General features: G+C 68.7%; 17 protein-coding genes. 6 read left to right on the top strand and 11 right to left on the bottom strand.

The window, feature by feature from the left end; all coding sequences use genetic code 11:
* Nucleotides 1–703 precede the first annotated feature (703 nt).
* The 9 genes from purD to glpD form a co-directional block, all read right to left on the bottom strand.
* On the bottom strand, nt 704–1,966 hold the full coding sequence (purD, locus tag ABNX41_RS11320; RefSeq protein ID WP_438669839.1) for a phosphoribosylamine--glycine ligase: 1,263 nt from the start codon (nt 1,964–1,966) through the stop codon (nt 704–706).
* A gap of 75 nt (nt 1,967–2,041) precedes the next feature.
* Nucleotides 2,042–2,788 carry an ABC transporter ATP-binding protein gene (locus ABNX41_RS11325; RefSeq protein ID WP_438669840.1) on the bottom strand — a complete coding sequence of 249 codons (747 nt, stop codon included), beginning with the start codon at nt 2,786–2,788 and terminating at the stop codon, nt 2,042–2,044.
* A complete protein-coding gene (locus ABNX41_RS11330) occupies nt 2,785–3,591 on the bottom strand; it encodes an MlaE family ABC transporter permease (RefSeq protein ID WP_438669841.1) in 807 nt (268 codons plus the stop codon). The genes ABNX41_RS11325 and ABNX41_RS11330 overlap by 4 nt, the downstream gene beginning before the upstream one ends.
* Nucleotides 3,588–4,637 (bottom strand): alanine racemase, encoded by a 1,050-nt coding sequence (gene alr, locus ABNX41_RS11335; protein ID WP_438669842.1) that lies wholly within the window; start codon nt 4,635–4,637, stop codon nt 3,588–3,590. The genes ABNX41_RS11330 and alr overlap by 4 nt, the downstream gene beginning before the upstream one ends.
* Before the next feature lie 382 nt (nt 4,638–5,019).
* Nucleotides 5,020–6,519: a replicative DNA helicase gene (locus ABNX41_RS11340; protein WP_438669843.1), complete on the bottom strand. Its 1,500-nt coding sequence runs from the start codon at nt 6,517–6,519 to the stop codon at nt 5,020–5,022.
* Nucleotides 6,520–6,893: 374 nt separating this feature from the next.
* Complete coding sequence (locus tag ABNX41_RS11345) at nt 6,894–7,571, bottom strand: orotate phosphoribosyltransferase (protein ID WP_438669844.1); 678 nt, start codon at nt 7,569–7,571, stop codon at nt 6,894–6,896.
* Between the two features lie 102 nt (nt 7,572–7,673).
* Nucleotides 7,674–8,714, bottom strand: a complete 1,041-nt coding sequence (pyrC, locus tag ABNX41_RS11350; protein ID WP_438669845.1) for a dihydroorotase — start codon at nt 8,712–8,714, stop codon at nt 7,674–7,676.
* A gap of 77 nt (nt 8,715–8,791) precedes the next feature.
* On the bottom strand, nt 8,792–9,745 hold the full coding sequence (locus ABNX41_RS11355; RefSeq protein ID WP_438669846.1) for a hypothetical protein: 954 nt from the start codon (nt 9,743–9,745) through the stop codon (nt 8,792–8,794).
* Nucleotides 9,746–9,932: 187 nt separating this feature from the next.
* The gene (gene glpD, locus ABNX41_RS11360; RefSeq protein ID WP_438669847.1) at nt 9,933–11,579 is read right to left on the bottom strand and encodes a glycerol-3-phosphate dehydrogenase; all 1,647 of its coding nucleotides are present in this window, start codon (nt 11,577–11,579) and stop codon (nt 9,933–9,935) included.
* 201 nt (nt 11,580–11,780) lie between these two features.
* Between glpD and ABNX41_RS11365 the strand changes: the two genes are divergently transcribed.
* From ABNX41_RS11365 to phoB, 6 genes are all read left to right on the top strand, one after another.
* Entirely contained in the window at nt 11,781–12,716 is a 936-nt protein-coding gene (locus tag ABNX41_RS11365) for a ribokinase (protein WP_438669848.1), read from the top strand.
* 242 nt (nt 12,717–12,958) lie between these two features.
* On the top strand, nt 12,959–14,419 hold the full coding sequence (pstC, locus tag ABNX41_RS11370) for a phosphate ABC transporter permease subunit PstC (RefSeq protein WP_438669849.1): 1,461 nt from the start codon (nt 12,959–12,961) through the stop codon (nt 14,417–14,419).
* On the top strand, nt 14,416–15,783 hold the full coding sequence (gene pstA, locus ABNX41_RS11375) for a phosphate ABC transporter permease PstA (RefSeq protein ID WP_438669850.1): 1,368 nt from the start codon (nt 14,416–14,418) through the stop codon (nt 15,781–15,783). The genes pstC and pstA overlap by 4 nt, the downstream gene beginning before the upstream one ends.
* A gap of 25 nt (nt 15,784–15,808) precedes the next feature.
* The gene (gene pstB / locus ABNX41_RS11380; RefSeq protein ID WP_438669851.1) at nt 15,809–16,606 is read left to right on the top strand and encodes a phosphate ABC transporter ATP-binding protein PstB; all 798 of its coding nucleotides are present in this window, start codon (nt 15,809–15,811) and stop codon (nt 16,604–16,606) included.
* Between the two features lie 10 nt (nt 16,607–16,616).
* Nucleotides 16,617–17,321: a phosphate signaling complex protein PhoU gene (phoU, locus tag ABNX41_RS11385; protein WP_438669852.1), complete on the top strand. Its 705-nt coding sequence runs from the start codon at nt 16,617–16,619 to the stop codon at nt 17,319–17,321.
* Nucleotides 17,322–17,338: 17 nt separating this feature from the next.
* A complete protein-coding gene (gene phoB, locus ABNX41_RS11390) occupies nt 17,339–18,031 on the top strand; it encodes a phosphate regulon transcriptional regulator PhoB (RefSeq protein ID WP_438669853.1) in 693 nt (230 codons plus the stop codon).
* 358 nt (nt 18,032–18,389) lie between these two features.
* On the opposite strand, the gene ABNX41_RS11395 is transcribed toward phoB, so the two are convergent.
* Together ABNX41_RS11395 and ABNX41_RS11400 are read right to left on the bottom strand one after the other, a co-directional pair.
* Nucleotides 18,390–18,986: an aminotransferase class III-fold pyridoxal phosphate-dependent enzyme gene (locus ABNX41_RS11395; RefSeq protein WP_438669904.1), complete on the bottom strand. Its 597-nt coding sequence runs from the start codon at nt 18,984–18,986 to the stop codon at nt 18,390–18,392.
* A 72-nt stretch (nt 18,987–19,058) separates the two neighbouring features.
* Nucleotides 19,059–19,688: an aminotransferase class III-fold pyridoxal phosphate-dependent enzyme gene (locus ABNX41_RS11400; RefSeq protein WP_438669854.1), complete on the bottom strand. Its 630-nt coding sequence runs from the start codon at nt 19,686–19,688 to the stop codon at nt 19,059–19,061.
* Nucleotides 19,689–19,695: the final 7 nt, after the last annotated feature.

Below are 19,695 nucleotides of genomic sequence, written 5' to 3' on the forward strand. Positions count from 1 at the left end.
ATCATGACAGGGGCAAACAGGCGCGGGCGGGAGAGGCGCGGGAATTTCCTGTGGCGGGAAGGCGCGGGCGGGTGTCGGCCCCGGCATGTCGGGTGGGCGGTCGATGCGCCTGTCTCCTGTGGTCGGTCAGGGAGATCGGCCCGTGAAGGGGCGGGAGGGGACGGGAACCCCCGATATGAGCCTCCGGCCGGTCAGGAGTGGTCGGCCTGTCGGGGCCTGAACATGGGCTGCAATTCTTTCCGGGGGGCTTCCGACTTGATCCCATCGAGGGCCCGATGGTTGCCCGAATATCGGCTGCGCGCGCCCTCTGGCCTGCCAGCGATGTCGGATCGTCAAGAGCCGCATCCGTCACACGCGCCGAATGTGGCGCCTTCGGCCTGTCGGAAATGTCGATCCGTCAATGGCCGCTGGCAATGGCCGATGCCGCTGGCAATGGCAGCCAGTCCACCTTCGGCCTGCCAGAAAGGTTGACCCATCAATGGCCTCATCCTGCCGACGGATTGCCAAGAAAGTGTTTCCAGCCCGCATTGCAGTGGAAATTCTGGCCGCGATTGGTGCGATCCGGCCCGAAACCTGCGGGTTTCCCGCGTTTCGGCGCGAAGCTGCGCCAAGACCTCTTCGGTCGCCTGTGGCGGGCTTCGGCCTGCCGGGCGCCCTTTCCGTGTCTCTGGGCAGGTCCGGGGCCGTTACCCGCGCGCCCGGATCACAGCGCGCGCCAGCCGATGTCCTTGCGGCAGAACCCCTCGGGCCAGTCGATCGCATCGACCATGGCATAGGCGGCATCGCGGGCCTCGCGTAGCGAGGCGCCGCGCGCGGTCACGTTCAGCACCCGCCCGCCGGTCGCGACGATCCGGCCCTCTTGCGCCCCGGTCCCGGCGTGGAAGGTGCAATGGCGGCTGTCGGCGGGCAGGGCCTCAAGCCCGCGGATCTCGCTGCCCTTGTCATAGGCGCCGGGATAGCCCCGGGCCGCCATGACCACGGTCAAGGCGTGATCATCGGCCCAGTTGACCCGCGCGCGGTCCAGCCGCCCGTCGGCGCAGGCCAGCAGCAGGTCGAGCGCCTGCGCCCCCAGCCGCATCATCAGCACCTGGGCCTCGGGGTCGCCGAAGCGGCAGTTGTATTCGACCAGCCGCGCCCGCCCGTCCTCGATCATCAGCCCGGCATAGAGCACGCCGCTATAGGGCGTGCCGCGCCGGGCCATCTCGGCGATGGTCGGCAGGATGATCTCTTGCATGGCCCGGGCCTGAAGCGCATCGGTCAGCACCGGCGCGGGCGAATAGGCGCCCATGCCGCCGGTGTTCGGCCCGGTATCGCCGTCGCCCACCCTTTTGTGGTCCTGGGCGGTGCCGATGGGAAGGGCATGCGCCCCGTCCGACAGCACGAAGAAGCTGGCCTCTTCGCCCGCCATGAATTCCTCGATCACCACCTCGGCCCCGGCGGTGCCGAATTCGCCGCCGAACATGTCGTCGATGGCGGCCAGGGCCTCGGTCTCGGTCATGGCGACGATCACGCCCTTCCCGGCTGCCAGGCCATCGGCCTTGACGACGATGGGCGCGCCCATGCGGCGGATGTAGTCGCGGGCGGGTTCGGCCTCGGTGAAGCGGGCCCAGGCGGCGGTCGGCGCGCCGCAGGCGTCGCAGATCTCCTTGGTGAAGGTCTTCGAGGCCTCAAGCCGCGCCGCTTCGGCCGAGGGGCCGAAGGTCAGGATCCCGGCCGCGCGCGTGGCATCGGCGATCCCGGCGGCCAGCGGCGCCTCGGGCCCGACGATGACGAAATCGACGGCATTCTCCTCGCAAAAGGCGGTGACGGCGCCTGCGTCGAAGATGTCGAGGCTGGCGCATTCGGCGATGGCCGCGATCCCGGCATTGCCGGGGGCGACGATCAGCCGGTCGGTCTTGGGGTTCTGTTTCACGGCCCAGGCCAGGGCATGTTCGCGCCCGCCGCCACCGAGGATAAGGATGTTCATCTGCCGTCTCCGCGCCCTGCCATCTCTGGCGCCTCATACGCGCAAGGCGGTGGAGAGGGCAAGCGCCGCCGCAGGCTAGCGCAGCGAGGGGATCGGCCCCTCGGCCCGGCCATGGATGAACTGGGCGACATAGGAGTCGTCGGTGCGGTCCATCTCGGCCACGCTGCCGATCCAGCGCAGCTTGCCACCATGCAGCATCGCCACCCGGTCGGCGATGGCGCGGACCGAGGACATGTCATGGGTGATCGTCATGGCGGTCGCGCCCATCTCCTGCACGATCTCGCGGATCAGGTCGTTGATCACCCCCGACATGATCGGGTCGAGGCCGGTCGTCGGCTCGTCGAAGAAGATCACCTGCGGGTCGGCGGCGATGGCGCGGGCAAGGCCCACGCGCTTTTGCATGCCGCCCGAAAGCTCGGCCGGGAAGCGGTCTGCCACCTCGGGGCCAAGTCCCACGCGACGCAGCTTCTGGACCGCGATCTCGCGCGCCTCGGCCTTGGGGCGGCGCATCGGGCCGCGCAGCAGGCGGAAGGCGACGTTTTCCCACACCCGCATGCTGTCGAACAGCGCCGCGCCCTGGAACAGCATGCCGAAGTGCGCGAGGAACGCCGCGCGATCCTCTTGCGCCGCATCGCGGCCATCCAGCAGGATGCGCCCGCTGTCGGGCGCCACCAGCCCGAGGATGCATTTCAGCAGCACCGATTTCCCGGTGCCCGAGCCGCCGATGACGACAAGGCTTTCGCCGCGCGCGATCTCAAGATCCACGCCGTTCAGCACCTTGTTGGCCCCGAAGGCCTTGTGGACGGATTCCAGCCTGATCATGCGGAAAAGAACATCCCGGTCAGCAGATAGTTGGCGGCGAAGATCAGCACGCTGGAAGAGACCACGGCGGATTTGGTCGCCGCCCCCACGCCCTGGGCGCCGCGCCCCGAGTTCATGCCGTGGTAGCAGCCCATCAGCGCGACGATGAAGCCGAAGGCCGCGCCCTTCACCAGCCCCGAGCCGATGTCCCAGGGTTCCAGAAAATCGACGGTATTGCCCAGATAGGTCGCCGAGTTGAAGCCAAGCTGGGTCACGCCGACCAGCCAGCCGCCCATGATGCCGATGGAATCCCCGACACCGACCAGAACCGGCACGGTCAGCGTGGCGGCCAACAGGCGCGGCACGGTCAGATATTTCATCGGATCGGTCGAAAGCGTGGTCAGCGCGTCGATCTGCTCGGTGACCTTCATCGTGCCGATCTCTGCCGCGATGGACGAGGCCACCCGCGCCGCCACCATCAGCCCGCCCAGAACCGGCCCCAGCTCGCGCGACATGCCAAGCGCCACGATCTGCGGCACGATGGCCTCGGCCCCGAAACGGTTGCCGCCGGCATAGATCTGAAGCGCCAGCGCGCCGCCGGTGAAGACGGCGGTCAGCCCGACGACGGGCAGCGAGAACCAGCCGATCTGCATCACCGCCTGGCCGAATTCGCGCCAATAGAACGGCGGGCGCAACATGTGCCCAAGGGCCCGGAGCGCGAAAAGCGTCACCCGCCCGACGCTTGCCAGAAAGCCGAGGACCGAGCGGCCGATGGCGCCGGGCAGGCGCAGGGCCCTGCGCCCGGCTGCGGCCGAGCCACTCATCCGCGCCGCTCCTGGTAGCGGCGGGTGTAGCGGCGGCCCAGCGAGGTGAGGATCTCGTATCCGATGGTGCCCGCGGCATCGCCCAGGTCGTCCACCGTCTGGTGCGGCCCCAGAATGTCGAGCGTCTTCGGCACCTCGGCCAGATGGGTCACGTCGACGGTGATCAGGTCCATCGAGACCCGGCCGATCAGCGGACAGGGGATATTGCCGTCCCACAGCACCGCATTGTTGGAAATCGCCCGCGACAGCCCGTCGGCATAGCCCGCAGCCACGGTGGCGACCACGGCGGGGGCCTCGGCCTCCCATCCGCAGGAATAGCCGACCGACTCGCCCGGGGCGACCTCGCGGCTCTGGATCACCGGCAGCGAGAGGGTGACGACCCGCTCGGCCATGTCATGGGGGCGCCCGCCGTAAAGGCCGATCCCGGGGCGGGTCAGGTCGAAATGGTATTTCGGCCCCAGAAGGATGCCGCCGGTGGCGGCGAAACTGCGCGGCAGGCCGGTGCCGTCGGTCATCTCGTGGAAATTGTCGAGCTGGATCTGGTTCATGGCATGGTCGGGCTCGTCCGCGCAGGCCAGATGGCTCATCAACATGGCGGGCCCGGCCTCGATCAGGATGGGCGCGACGGCCTGCCACTCCAGCGGCTCCACCCCCAGCCGGTTCATGCCGGTGTCGAGCTGGACGCCGAAATCATGGCCCGGCAGCGCCTCGAGGTGGCGGGTGATCTGCTCAAGGCTGTTGAGCATGGGCGTCAGTTCCAGATCGTGGATCATCTCGGTGTCCCCGGCCATATGGCCCGAGAGGATGTTGATCTGCGGCCCCGGTCCAAGCGCCTGACGCACCGCCGCACCCTCTTCGGCGACGGCGACGAAGAAGCGCCGCGCCCCGGCCTGGGCCAGCGTGCGCGCCACCCGGCCCGCGCCAAGCCCATAGGCATCGGCCTTGACCACGGCGGCGGTCTGGACATTGGCGGCAGAGAGACGGTCCAGCGCGCGCCAGTTGGCGGCGATGGCGTCAAGGTCGATGGAAAGGGTTGCTGTAGCCATGATGCGCCTTTCTTGGCGCTTGCCGCGCCGGGGTCAAGGGGAAAGGGCCGCGCGCGGCGGCGCCTCCCCAGCCCCGGCGCCTTCGCTGTCGCATCCGGGGAAGCGCTCCGCGCGGGGGATATTTGGGCCAAGATGAAGCTGGATAGGGTTTCCAGAAGGCCCGTTCCCCAAGGTCGTGCTGAGGATCTCCCGGCGGCGATCCCAATTCCGACGCCGGGCCTCGCCAACGAAAACATCCCGCAGCAGACCAGCCGGATCAAACGCCGCCGGCCCCCTGAACCTTCGCCCCATTCTTCTTTGCAGAAATATCCCGGGGGTGAGGCGCGGCACGCGCCGAGGGGGCCGCGCCCCCTCCTTTCCCGCCTCGTTTCAAGCCCGGGCCTCAATGACCGTCGCCGTCCCCCTGCCAGGGCCGGGCCAGATTGCCGAACCGGGTGAACCGGCCCTCGAAGGACAGCGCCACCGTGCCGATCGGCCCGTGACGCTGCTTGCCGATGATCACCTCGGCCACGCCATGGCATTTCTCCATGACCTCCTGCCAGGCGGCCATCTTCTCCAATTCGTGATCGGCGGGCTTTTCGCGTTCCTTGTAGTATTCCTCGCGGAACACGAACATCACCACGTCGGCATCCTGCTCGATCGAGCCGGATTCCCGCAGGTCCGACAGTTGCGGGCGCTTGTCCTCGCGGCTTTCCACCTGGCGCGACAACTGCGACAGCGCGATCACCGGGATGTTCAGCTCCTTGGCGATCGCCTTCAGCCCCTGGGTGATCTCGGAGACCTCCTGCACCCGGTTCGCCTCGGAACTCTTGGACGAGCCCTTCAGAAGCTGCAGGTAGTCGATCATCAGGACATCCAGCCCGTGGGTCCGCTTGAGCCGCCGCGCCCGTGCCGCGACCTGGCTGATCGGCAGGGCGGGGGTGTCGTCGATGTAAAGCGGGCAGCTTTCCAGATCCTTCGCCGCCTCGACGAAGCGGCGGAACTCGCTTTCATGCATGTCGCCGCGCCGGATCTGTTCGGACGGCACCTCCGACGCCTCGGACAGGATCCGCGCCGCCAGTTGCTCGGCCGACATTTCAAGGCTGAAGAACCCGACCACCCCGCCCTCGACCGCGCCCTCCGACCCGTCCGGCCTGCGCCCGCGCCGATAGGCCTTGGCCACGTTGAAGGCGATATTGGTCGCAAGCGAGGTCTTGCCCATCGAGGGCCGCCCGGCAAGGATCAATAGGTCGCTCTCGTGCAACCCCCCCAGCTTCTTGTCGAGATCGACCAGCCCGGTCGAGATCCCCGCCAGCCCGCCGCCGCGCTGATAGGCGGCATTGGCGACATTCACCGCATCGGTGACAGCCTTGAGGAAGGACTGGAAGCCGCGCTCGGCCACGCCCTGTTCGCCCAGCTTGTAAAGCCGCTGCTCGGCCTCGGTGATCTGCTCGCGCGGCTCGGACTGGACGTCGACCTTCTGCGCCCGGTCGGCGATGTCGCGCCCGAGCCCGATCAATTCGCGCCGCACCGCGAGGTCGTAGATCATCTGCGCATAGTCCCGCGCCGCGAAGGACGAGATCGCCGCCCCCGCCAGCCGCACCAGATAGGCCGGGCCGCCAAGCTCGCGCAGCCCCTCGTCCGTCTCCATGAAGGCCTTGAGCGTGACGGGCGATGCGAGGGTGTTCTTCTGGATCCGCGCCGCCGCGATCTCGAAGATGCGGGCATGGACCGGATCGAAGAAATGCTCGGCCCGCACGAGGCTGGCGATGCGGTCGTAGATGTCGTTGTTGACCAGGATCGCGCCCAGAAGCTGCTGCTCGGCCTCGATATTGTGGGGCAGGACCTCGGCCGGGGCATCTGCCGCCGGAAGGTCGGAGCGGATTTTCGCGACTTCGTTCATGCCTGTCTCCCCTGAAGGGGTTGCCTTAGCCTGTCCCGGCGCCCGGGCGCAATCGGGACAGTCCTGTTGGAAAGCCTGTGGAGAACCCGGGCGTCTTTCGCCCGGAAAGGGGCCGCGACGCCGCGCCCATACAAGATATGGTGGCTTTCGGCCCGGATCATAGCCTGTTTCGACGATTCGCGTCAGACTTTTCCCCAGACCCTCCACAGGCCCGCCCCAAGGAAATGACGGCGCGGCCGGGTGGCCGGGACAATGGTGCGGCTTCGCCTGGAACCGATCCCGAGGACACCGCCCGACCGTCGCACAAGCGCCGCCCGCCCGGCCAGGCGCGTGCTGGCGCCGCCGCAGGCGCCGCGCCCCGCCCGGCGCGAGCCTCAGCCGCGCCGCGCCTCCTGCCAGGCGCGGGGATCCTTCAGGAAGTCCTCGACCCCGGCAAGCGTCTCGGCATCGAAACTGCCCTGCGCCCGGGCCTCGGCAAGCATGTCCCACCAGGTGCACAGATAGCTGAGCGCGACGCCATGTTCGGCCAGCCGCGCCTCGGTCTCCCGGAAGATCCCGTAGTAGAAGATGACGGCGGTGCGGTCGCAGCGGGCGCCGGTCTCGCGGATGGCATCGACGAAACTCAGTTTGGACCCGCCGTCGGTGGTCAGATCCTCGACCAGCAGCACCCGGTCGCCCTCCTTCATCGCGCCTTCGATCCGGGCGTTGCGGCCGTAACCCTTGGGCTTCTTGCGCACATAGCTCATCGGCAGCGCCAGCCGCTCGGCGACCAGCGCGGCAAAGGGAATGCCCGCCGTCTCGCCCCCCGCGATATTGTCATATGCCTCGAAACCGCCGTCGCGCAGGATCGTGACCGCCAGGAAATCCATCAGCATCGAGCGGATGCGCGGATAGGAGATCAGCTTGCGGCAGTCGATATAGGTTGGCGAGGGCAGGCCCGAGGCCAGAGTGAAGGGCTCGCGCGCATTGAAATGCACGGCGCCGATCTCAAGAAAGGCGCGGGCGGTCAGGCGGGCGATTTCCTCTTTCGGCGGAAAAGCGGCGGGGATCATTCAGCACTCCATTGCAGCTTCATCTTGGCACAAATATCCCCGCCGGAGGCTTCCCCGGCTGGCCGCGGACGCTCCGCGGGGGATATTTTTGCCAAGATGAAATCAGCTTTCCACATGCCAATGGACGGGAAAGCCGGGGTTGAAGACGGTGACCGGGCCGGCCTCGGTCAGGATCTTTTCGGGAAAGGCATGCGGCGCGGCAGATTTGACCAGGCGCAGCCGGGTTTCGTTGGCGGGCAGGCGGTAGAAGGCGGGGCCGTTGAGGCTGGCGAAGGCTTCGAGCCGGTCGAGCGCGCCCTCCTCCTCGAAGACATGGGCCAGAAGCGGCATGGTGTTGGTCGCGGTGAAGCAGCCCGCGCAGCCGCAGGCATGTTCCTTCAGCGCATCGACATGGGGCGCGCTGTCGGTGCCGAGGAAGAAATGGCCATCGCCCGAAGTGGCGGCGCGGCGCAGGGCGAGGCGATGCGCCTCGCGTTTGGCGACGGGCAGGCAGTAGTAATGCGGCTTGATCCCGCCCACCAGAAGGTGGTTGCGGTTGATGATCAGGTGATGGGTGGTGATGGTTGCGCCAAGGGTATCGCCCCCTTCCAGCGCATAGGCCGCGCCTTCTTCGGTGGTGATATGTTCCATCACCACGCGCAGTTCCGGCAGGCGGGCGCGCAGCGGCGAAAGCACGGTGTCGATGAAGACCGCCTCGCGGTCGAAGATGTCGACCTCGGGATCGGTCACCTCGCCATGGGTGCAGAGCGGCAGGCCGATTGCGGCCATCCGCTCCAGCACCGGCATCACCTTGTCCAGATCGCGGACGCCGCCGTGGGAATTGGTCGTGGCGCCCGCCGGATAGAGCTTGACCGCCTTGACGAGGCCCGAGGCCGCGGCGGCGGCCACGTCGGCGGGATCGGTGCCCTCGGTCAGATAGAGCGTCATCAGCGGCTCGAAGGTCGCGCCTTCGGGCAGGGCCCTGAGGATGCGGTCGCGATAGGCGGCGGCATCGGCGCCGGTGACCACCGGCGGCACCAGGTTGGGCATGACGATCGCCCGGGCGAAATCGCGCGCGCTTTCGGGCAATATGCCTTGCAGCATGGCGCCGTCGCGCAGGTGGAGATGCCAGTCGTCGGGGCGGCGGATCGTGATCTCTTGCATGGGGTCTGGCTAGCGCAAAGCTTCGCTCAAGGCCAGAGCCATTGCGGCCCCTCCGCACCCCGTCCGCCCGGCGGCGTTCAGCCGTTCCCGGGCCCGTCCGTCTCCGTCGGCGTCTCGGGCGCGGTCAGCGCCTGAAGCCTGCGGGCGAAGCGCGGCGCCCGCACCCGCGCCACGACCGAGCGGCAGATGCCGATCTCCAGCCGTTTGCGGCCAAGTGCGGCGACCTCGTTCAGAAGCGCCTTGAGATAGGTCGCATTGTTGCGCCGAACGCGGCGCCAGTGCCGCGCGAAGAGGGCCGGGTCGAGATCATCCTCCACCGCCGCCTTCAGCAGGATGTCGCCCAGCCCGGTCGATGCCAGCAGCCCGTCCAGCCTTTCGCGGGTGCGGCGCATCGGCAGCATGGTCACCCAGGGCCTGCGGAACAGCGCGGCATGGGCGGCGTCCATGTCGCTCATCGGGTCATGGACCAGCCAGAGCTTCGAGGCGCCCTCGGTCATGTCGGGCGCATAGCCGTAGCGCGAGGTGAAATCGAGCCTGCGCGCCTTGAGGTGGCGGCGGTCCCAGCCGGTGATCGCGGGCTCCAGAGTCGCGCGCGGCGAGACCAGCAGCGCCGCCGCCCCCGGCGCGGCCACCATATAGGCCGCCGCCGCATAGCCCGCCGGACCGCTGCCGTGGAACAGCACCCGGTCGAAATCGTCGAAGAAGGCGTCGTCGACCAGCCGGTCGAAGAAGCCCCAGACCTCGGGCGCGCGCCAGAAGGTCTCGCCCTCGGCGATGAGGGTCAGGAGCGACCAGCCGTTCGCCCTGGCGATTTCCCAGGTGGCGGGCATGTTGCCGTCGCGGGCGCGGATCTCCTCGGCGCGCTCGAAGGTGACCAGCAGCACCGGGCCGGTTTCGGCGAAGAAGGCGCGGTGGTCGGCGCCGAGCCTTTCGAGATAGCCGTCCTCTTCGGCGACACCGTCCATGGCCAGAAGCCAGCCGGGGATTCCGACTGGCGTTTCGCCGGACAGATCGGTGCCGATCCGTGACATTCTCTTCCCGCTCCTCTGGCGTGACGCGACAGGCCGCGCCCGAAAGCTGCCCTGCCCGGATTTCGGAATGGTCCGCAACCGGAGGGCACTCCTGGGGAGCTTATCGCCCGGATCGGGGGATTCGGACAAGCGCGGCGCGGTGGAACAGATTGTTTCCGCCGGGCGGGGCAGGGGGGCGGGAGGGGGCTTAGCCCGGGGTCGCCGCGTCGGTCCCCGGGCCCTGCGCGGCCGGAAGGCGGGCGGCGATATGGGCATCGATCGCGGCGATCTCATCGGGCGTCAGGCGCAGCCCCAGCTTCGTGCGCCGCCAGACCGCATCCTCGGCGCAATGGACATATTCCCGCGAAATCAGCCAGTTCAGCTCGGCCTCGGTCAGGGTCGCGCCGAAATCGCGGCCCAGATCCGCCGCCGCGCGGGCCTCGCCCAGGATCAGCGCCGCCTCGGTGCCGTAGCTCCGCACCAGGCGCCTGGCCCAGGCCGTGTCGAGGAAGGGGTGGCGCGCGCGCAGATCCGCGACCAGCGCCGGGACGCCGTCCACCGGGAAATCCCCGCCCGGAAGCGGCACGCCCGCGGTCCAGGCGCCGCGAGTGTCGGGGGGAATGTCGGGAAAGAAGGGCAAAAGCCGTGCCATCGCCGCCTCGGCCAGCCGCCGATAAGTGGTGATCTTGCCGCCGAAGACGTTCAGAAGCGGGGCCTCTTGCCCGCCGCCATCCCTGCCGCCATCCCTGCCGCCGTCCAGGGAGAGCACGTATTCGCGCGTCGCCGCCGTGGCGGAACCGGCGCCGTCGTCGTAAAGCGGGCGGACGCCGGAATAGCTCCAGACCACGTCCTCGGGGGTGACCGGGCGGGCGAAATAGCGGCTGGCGAAGGCGCAGAGATAGTCGCGCTCGGCCGGGCTGCAGCGGGCGGCGGCGGGGTCGCCGCCGTGGTCCTGGTCGGTGGTGCCGATCAGGGTGAAATCCTCTTCATAGGGGATGGCGAAGATGATCCGCCCGTCGCTGCCCTGGAAGAAATAGCAGCGGTCGTGATCGTAAAGCCTGCGCGTCACGATATGGCTGCCGCGCACCAGCCGCACCCCCTCGCGCGAGGGCACATGGATCACCTCGCCGATCACCTCGGCCACCCAGGGGCCCGCCGCATTGACCAGCGCCCGGGCGAAATGGGTCTGCAGGCCCTGCGGGCCTTCGGTCTCGATCCGCCACAGTCCGCCCTCGCGCCGGGCCGAGGTGACCGGGCTGCGCGGCAGCAGCCTTGCGCCGCGCGCCTCGGCATCGCGGGCGTTCAGCACCACGAGCCGCGAATCCTGCACCCAGCAATCGGAATATTCATAGGCCTTGCGGAATTCCGCGCGCAGCGGCGCGCCCGCGGGATCCCGGCCAAGGTCGATCCGGCGGGTGCCCGGCAGGATCCGGCGCCCGCCCAGATGGTCGTAAAGGAACAGCCCCAGCCGGATCAGCCAGTCCGGGCGCCGCCCCTTCAGCCAGGGCATGACCACCCCCAGCAGCCGCGAGGTCGGCGTCGCGCCCTCGAACCGCATCGCGGGCGAAAGCGGCAGCACGAAGCGCATCGGCCAGGCGATATGCGGCATCGCCCGCAGCAGCGTCTCGCGTTCGGCCAGCGCCTCGCGCACCAGGCGGAACTCGAAATATTCCAGATAGCGCAGCCCGCCGTGGAACAGCTTGGTCGAGGCCGAGGAGGTCCCCTGCGCGAAATCGCCCCGTTCGGCCAAAGTGACCGAAAGCCCGCGTCCGGCGGCGTCGCGGGCGATGCCGCAGCCGTTGATGCCGCCGCCGATGATGAAGAGATCGCAGGCGGCGGGTGAGGTGCTTTGCATATGCAGGGCCTTGGGTGGAAGGGACCAAGGGGGAACGGGACCTGAGCGGGCGAATCCCCCGCGCCATTTGATGCATCCGCGCCCGGCGCTGGCAAGGGGCCGGGCGCGCTCTTGCCCCCGCGGGCCTCGCCGCGCTAGCCTCGGTGCCGTGCAAGACGCGAGGTCCCCGCCCGATCCGGGGCCCCGCCCAGGGAGGCCGCCTTGAAACCTGTCGTGATCCTCGGGATCTTCGTCGCCGACACCGGCTTTCGTGCCGCGCGCCTGCCGCGCCCGGGCGAGACCCTCCTGGCAGAGGGCTTCACCCTCGGCCCCGGCGGCAAGGGCTCGAACCAGGCGGTGGCGGCGGCAAGCGCCGCGCGCGGCACCGGCCGGGGGGTGCATTTCATCACTCGCCTCGGCCGCGACCCCTTCGCCGATCTCGCCCATGCCACCTGGGCCGAGGCCGGGGTCACCCCCGAGACCTTCGCCGATCCGCAGGATCGCACCGGCGCGGCCTTCATCTTCGTCGATGCCGCGACCGGCGAGAATGCGATCATCGTCGCCCCCGGCGCCGCCGCGCGGATCGGCACGGCCGAACCCGAGGCGAAGGCGGATCTGATTCGCGGCGCGGCGGTCTTCGTCACCCAACTCGAACAGCCGCTCTGCGCCGCAAGGCGCGGGCTCGAAATCGCCCGGGCGGCGGGCGTGACAACGATCCTCAACCCCGCCCCGGCCTGCGCGCTGGACGAGGGCCTCCTGCGGCTGTGCGATTTCGTGACGCCCAACGAAACCGAGGCCGAGGCGCTGACCGGCCTCGCCGTCACCTCGGTCGAATCGGCGGGCCGTGCGGCGGGCGCGCTGATCGCGCGCGGCGCCGGGGCGGCGGTGGTGACGCTGGGCGCGCAGGGCGCGCTCTACCGCGACGGGACACGCATGATCCATCAGCCCGCCTTCGATGCAGGACGGGTGGTCGAGACCACCGGCGCGGGGGATGCGTTCAACGGCGCCTTCGCCCTCGCGCTGGCCGAAGGACAGGATCCGGCCCAGGCCCTGCGCTTCGCCACCGCTACCGCCGCGATCGCGGTGACCCGCGCGGGCGCTGCCGCCGCCATGCCCGCGCGGGGCGAAACCCTCGCCCTTCTCGAACGTCTCGGCTGACCCCCGAACCGCCCCACCGCCAGGCCCCCCCTTTCTTCTTTGCAAAAATATCCCGGGGGTGAGGCGCCAAAGGCGCCGAGGGGGCAGCGCCCCCTTCACCCGGCCCGCCCGGATCGCATCCCAGCCCCGACCACAGGCTTTTCGCGAATCTGTCACATGCGGGTTACAAAATCGAAGCATAGCAACCGCAGAACAGAGAGGCCCGGATTCGGGCGCTTTCGCAACCCGAACGGACACAGGTCATGACGGTCCTCCTATTGCTGACGCTGCTTCTGGTCCTCGCGGCCGCCGGTTTCGTCCTCGGTCGCCAGCGCGCGCTGGCCATGGCTGGGGGCGACCCGAAGAAACTCCATTCCCTGCCGCGCTTCTACGGCTGGCATGCCGCGCTCATGGCGCTGGTGCCGGGCTTCGTGGCGCTCATCGCGCTTCTCGTGATCCAGCCCGTGCTGATCGAGCGCAACCTCGCCGCGCATCTGCCCCAGGCGCTGCAGGACGATCCCGCCGCGCGCCAGCTCGCGCTGGCCGATGTGCGCCGCGTGGCCGCGGGGCTTGAAACCGCCGTCTCGCGCGGTGCCCTGACCGAGACCGAGGTGGCCGCGCTCGACGCCACCGCCACCGACGTGCGCGCCACGCTCGGCCAGGTGGGCGTCGCGCTCGGCTCGGCGGTCTCGCCCGAGGTGCTCGAGGCCGCGCGCGACCACCGCGCGCTGACCGCCAAGGCATCGGTCTGGCGCGCCGTCCTCGTGATCACCCTCGCGGCGCTCGGCCTCGGCCTGGCGCTGAAACAGACCGCGCCCGACCTCTGGGCCCGCAACAGGGTCGAGCGGGTGGTGCTGGCGGTGCTGATGCTGGCCTCGCTGGTCGCGATCCTGACCACGCTCGGCATCATCTGGTCGATGCTTTCCGAAAGCGTCAACTTCTTCAGCCAGTATCCGATGGCGGATTTCTTCTTCGGCCTGACCTGGAATCCGAAATTCGGCGGCGGGTCCGAACTGGGCTTCATCCCGCTCTTCTGGGGCACGATCTACATCACGGTGATCGCGCTTCTGGTGGCGGTGCCCTTCGGCCTCTTCGCCGCGATCTATCTGGCGGAATATGCCGATGCCAAGGTCCGCGCCTGGGTCAAGCCGATGATCGAGGTCATCGCGGGCATCCCGACCGTGGTCTACGGGCTTTTCGCCCTGATCACCGTCGGCCCCTTCCTGCGCGACGTATTCGCCCAGCCCCTGGGCCTGGGCTCCTCGGGCTCGTCGGTGATGACGGCGGGGATCGTGATCGGGATCCTGAACATCCCCTTCATCTCGTCGCTGTCGGACGACATCATCAACTCGGTCCCGCAATCCCTGCGTGACGGCTCGTTCGGGATCGGCGCCACCCGGTCGGAAACCATCCGCCAGGTCGTGCTGCCCGCGGCGCTTCCCGGGATCACCGGCGCGGTGCTGATGGCGGCCTCGCGTGCCATCGGCGAGACGATGATCGTGGTCATGGGAGCGGGTGCGGCCGCGAAGCTCAGCCTCAACCCCTTCGAGGCGATGACCACGATGACGGTGAAGATCGTCGGGCAATTGACCGGCGACACCGATTTCAACAGCCCCGAGACGCTGGTGGCCTTCGCCCTCGGCATGACGCTTTTCGTCATCACCCTTTGCCTGAACGTGCTCGCGGTCTGGATCGTGCGCAAATACCGGGAGCAATACGAATGACCGATCTTACCGCAACCCCGGGCCTCGGGCCGTCCAAAGGCCCCGGTCGGCGCGAAAGCCTGCTGGTGCCCAATGCCCGGATGCAGAAGCGCAACCGTTTCGAGACGATCTTCCGCAGCCTGGGCATCTTCGCCATCGGCGCCAGCCTGCTGATCCTCGCCCTGATGCTGTTCACGATCTTCCGCGACGGGGTCAGCTCGTTCCGCCAGGCCAAGATCACCTTCCCGGTGGCGCTCGAGGCCTCGGTCCTCGACCCGACCGGCGCGGGCACTCGCGAAGAGATCGCACGGCAGACCACCGTGGCCTATGGCCGCCTGATCGGCGAAAGCTTCGAGCGCGCGCTGACCGACGCCGGGATCCGCATCGACGATATCCCGCAAAAGGACATCGTCGGCATGATCTCCAAGGCCGCGCCCGGCCAGCTTCGCGCCCGGGTCCTGGGGGATACCGCGCTCGTCGGCCAGACCATCGAGTTTCACGCCATGGTCGGCGGGCGGATCGACGGCTACCTGAAGGGCCGCGTCACCCGCCAGACCGCCGAGCGCGACAGCAACGTCACGCTGGCGCAGCTCGACCTGACCGACCGTCTGGTCGAGGCCGGGCTGCTGCGGCTGGAATGGAACCCCGATTTCCTGACCAACCCGGATGCCTCGGACCAGCGCCCCGAGGCGGCGGGCCTTGGCGTCGCCATCCTGGGCTCGGCCTATATGATGATGCTGGTTCTGGTGATGTGTGTGCCGGTCGGCGTCGCCGCCTCGATCTATCTTGAGGAATTCGCGCCGAAAAATCGCATCACCGACGTGATCGAGGTCAATATCGCCAACCTCGCCGCCGTGCCCTCGATCGTCTACGGTATCCTCGGCCTCGCGGTCTTCATCAACTTCATGGCCTTCCCGCAATCCTCGCCGATGGTGGGGGCGCTGGTGCTCAGCCTGATGACCCTGCCGACGATCATCATCGCCACCCGCTCGTCGATCCGGGCGGTGCCGCCCTCGATCCGCGATGCCGCGCTCGGCGTGGGCGCCTCCAAGATGCAGACCGTGTTCCACCACGTCTTGCCGCTTGCGATGCCGGGGATCCTGACCGGCACCATCCTGGGCCTTGCCAGCGCGCTTGGCGAAACCGCGCCGCTGCTACTGATCGGGATGGTCGCCTTCGTGTCGAACTATCCCGCCTCGCCGGTCGATGGCGGCTTCCTCGATCCCGCCTCGGCGCTGCCGGTCCAGGTCTATTCCTGGGCCTCGCGCTCCGACCCGGCCTTTATCGAACGGTCCAACGGGGCGATCATCGTCCTTCTGGTCTTCCTTCTTGTCATGAACCTGACGGCCATCTTCCTGCGCCGCCGGTTCGAGCGTCGCTGGTAAGCGCGGCGCGAGCGGAGATACCAACATGAACGACATGCGTGTAGTGGAGAGAGACGTGGACACGAACTCAGCCAAGATCTCGGCCCGGGACGTTCAGGTCCATTACGGCGAAAGCCATGCCATCAAGGATGTCTCGATCGAGATCCTCGACCGGGCCGTCACCGCCTTCATCGGCCCCTCGGGTTGCGGGAAATCGACCTTCCTGCGCTGCCTGAACCGGATGAACGACACCATTCCGGTCTGCAAGGTGACCGGAAAGATCGAGCTCGACGGCGAGGACATCTACGACCGCCGCGTCGATCCGGTGCAGTTGCGCGCCAAGGTCGGCATGGTGTTCCAAAAGCCGAACCCCTTCCCGAAGACGATCTACGACAACGTGGCCTACGGCCCGCGCATCCACGGCCTGACCCGCAACAAGGCCGAACTCGACGAGGTGGTCGAATCCAGCCTGCGCAAGGCCGCGCTGTGGAACGAGGTCAAGGACCGCCTGCAAGCCCCCGGCACCGGCCTTTCCGGCGGCCAGCAGCAGCGCCTTTGCATCGCCCGCGCCGTCGCGACCTCGCCCGAGGTGCTCCTGATGGACGAGCCCTGCTCGGCGCTCGACCCGATCGCGACCGCCCAGGTCGAGGAACTGATCGACGAATTGCGCACCAACTTCTCGGTGGTGATCGTCACCCACTCGATGCAGCAGGCCGCCCGTGTCAGCCAGAAGACCGCCTTCTTCCACCTCGGCAATCTGGTGGAATACGGCGATACCTCGCAGATCTTCACCAATCCGCAGGATCCGCGCACAGAATCCTATATCACCGGCCGGATCGGCTGAGGGGGACGTCATGAAGGAAGCTCATATCCATTCCGCCTTCGACAACGATCTCGAAGCGGTGCAGGCCCAGGTGATGAAGATGGGCGGGCTGGTCGAGAAGGCGCTTCTCGACGCCGCCGAGGCGCTCGACCGCCGCGACGAGGTGCTGGCCCAGTCGGTGCGCGAAGGCGACCGCGCGGTGGACGGGCTGGACGATCTGATCCAGACCGAATGCGCCCGCATCATCGCCCTGCGCGGCCCGACCGCCAGCGACCTGCGCACCGTCCTGACGGTGATGCGCATCGCCACCTTGCTGGAACGCTCGGGCGATTACGCCAAGAACCTCGCCAAGCGTTCGAACGTGCTGATGCAGATGCCCGCGATCAGCGGTGCCTCGGGCGCGGTCCAGCGCATGGCGAAACTGGTGGTGCAGCAGCTTTCCGACGCGCTGGACGCCTATATCGCCCGCGACGCCGCCAAGGCCTGGGAGGTGCGCGCCCGCGACCAGGAAGTGGACCAGATGTATTCGGGCATGTTCCGTCAGTTCCTGACCTACATGCTGGAAGATCCCCGCACCATCACCGCCTGCATGCACCTGCATTTCATCGCCAAGAACATCGAGCGGGTGGGCGACCATGCCACCGGCATCGCCGAGCAGGTGATCTATCTGGTCGAGGGCCAGCTTCCCGCCGAGGATCGGCCCAAGCACGACGCCGTCTCGGCTTCGGTCGAATAAACAGGGGGATCGGACGAATGGCACAGGACGGAAGACCCTGCGTGCTTCTGGTCGAGGACGAGCCCGCGCAGCGCGAGGTGCTCTCCTACAATCTCGACGCCGAGGGCTTCCGCGTCGTCGCCGCCGACAACGGCGAGGATGCGATGGTCCTCGTCGACGAGGAGGCGCCCGATATCATCATCCTTGACTGGATGATGCCCAGGCTCTCGGGGATCGAGGTCTGCCGCCGCCTCAAGATGCGGGCCGAGACGCGAAGCATCCCGATCATCATGCTCTCGGCCCGGGCCGAAGAGGTGGACCGGATCCGCGGCCTTGAAACCGGGGCCGACGATTATGTCATCAAACCCTATTCCGTGCTGGAGCTGATGGCGCGGGCGAGGGCGCAGTTGCGCCGCGTCCGGCCCTCGACCGCGGGGGTGGTGCTGGAATTCGACGACATCCGGCTCGATCCCGAAACCCATCGCGTCTTCCGCGCCGACAAGGTGCTGAAACTCGGGCCGACCGAATTCCGGCTGCTGACCACGCTGATGGAAAAACCCGGCCGGGTCTGGTCGCGCGAGCAGTTGCTCGACCGGGTCTGGGGGCGCGACATCTATGTCGACACCCGCACGGTGGACGTCCATGTCGGACGGCTGCGCAAATCGCTGATGAGCCACGGCGGCGGCGATCCGGTGCGCACGGTGCGCGGCGCGGGCTACGCGCTCGGCTAAGGCCGCCGCGCCCGCGCCCGTCGCTCCGCCCCCGGCCCTCGCGGCCCCGCAAGGGCAACCGGAACCCAAGCCCCGAAGGCGCGGCGGCCCACACCCGCCCCAACACGCGAGGCCGAGCCGATCGCCGCGATTCCGCCAGCCTCCCCCGGAACGGCCGCCCCCCGGACACCCCCGCTCCACCAGACCGGCCCCTTCATCTTGGCAAAAATATCCCGGGGGAGTCCGCGTCAGCGGACGGGGGCAGCGCCCCCTTCTTCGCCCCCGCCCCCGCCCCCGTCCTCGCCAAGCAGGACCCGCTCCAGCACCTCGCAGAACCGCGCGACATGCGCGGGCCCGAAAGGCAGCGGCGGGCGGATCTTCAGCGCGTCCCCGCCGTCCCGGTCGACGAGATCAGCACGCCCTCCTCGCGCAGCCGGTTCACCACCCAGGCGGTCTTCGCGGCCGAGGGGCGGCCCTCCTCCAGGATGTCGGTCGCAAGGAACAGCCCCGCCGCCCGGGTCTCGCCCAAAGCGGGATGCGTCCTGGCCAGGCTTCGCAATTCCTCGGCGAACAGCGCCCCGGTCCTGCGGGCATTCTCCATCAGCGCCTCTTCCTCGATCACCGATAGCACCGCCCCCGCGACCCGCGCCGCAACCGCATTGCCGCCGAACGTATTGAAATAACGCGCCTTCGCGCCGAACTCCGCGATCACCTCGGGCCGCATCACCAGCCCCGCCACCGGATAGCCATTGCCCATCGGCTTGCCCAGGGACACCATGTCCGGGATCACGCCATGGCGGGCAAAGCCCCATATCGCCGTGTCGGTGCGGCCGAAACCGGGCTGGACCTCGTCGGCCAGGAACAGCCCGCCCTCGGCGCGGATGGCGCGGATGGCGCGGATGGCGCGGATGGTGCGGGCGGCGGCGGCGAGAAAGCCCTCGCCCCCGCCCTCGCCCGGGGCCGCCGCCCCCCGGATCGGCGGTCACCCCGTCCGAGGAAAAGATCGTATCGACGATCAGCAGTGCCGGACGGATCCCGTCCCCGCGCATCATGCCGCAGGCCGCGCGGATCGCCGCGGCGAAGCCCTCGGCCACGCCCTCGGGGTAATGCGCCGCGGTGGGGGCGGGGACGGGATAGACCGCGGGCCCGGGGCGACCGCGGGCCCGAGCGACATCGACATCGAGGCGGTAGCCAGCGTCACGCCGTGATAGGCGTTTTCGGTGACGATCACCCCTGTCCCCCCGGTCGCGGCGCAGGCGATGCGATAGCCAAGGTCGTTGGCCTCGGACCCGGTGCAGGTGAACATCACATGGCCGAGCGCGGGCGGGAAATGGCCCAGCAGATGCTCGGCGTAATCCAGCACCGCCTCATGCAGATAGCGGGTATGGGTGGCAAGCCGCCCGGCCTGATCGGCCATGGCCGCCACCACGCGCGGATGGCAATGCCCGACCGAGGCCACGTTGTTGTAGGTGTCCAGATAGGCCCGGCCCTGCGCGTCGTAAAGCCAGACGCCCTCGCCGCGCACCGGATGGACCGGGGTTTCGTAGAACAGCCGGTAGGCCGGTCCCAGAAGCCGGGCGCGGCGGGCGACCGGGGCCTCGTCCCCGGGCGTCAGGGCGCCTTGGCCCGGGCGATAGGTGTTGAGCGTGGTATCGGCGGAAGTGGGTTCGGCGGTCATTCCTGAG

This window comes from Pseudogemmobacter sonorensis (assembly GCF_042762395.1).
Taxonomy (GTDB): Bacteria; Pseudomonadota; Alphaproteobacteria; order Rhodobacterales; family Rhodobacteraceae; genus Pseudogemmobacter; species Pseudogemmobacter sonorensis.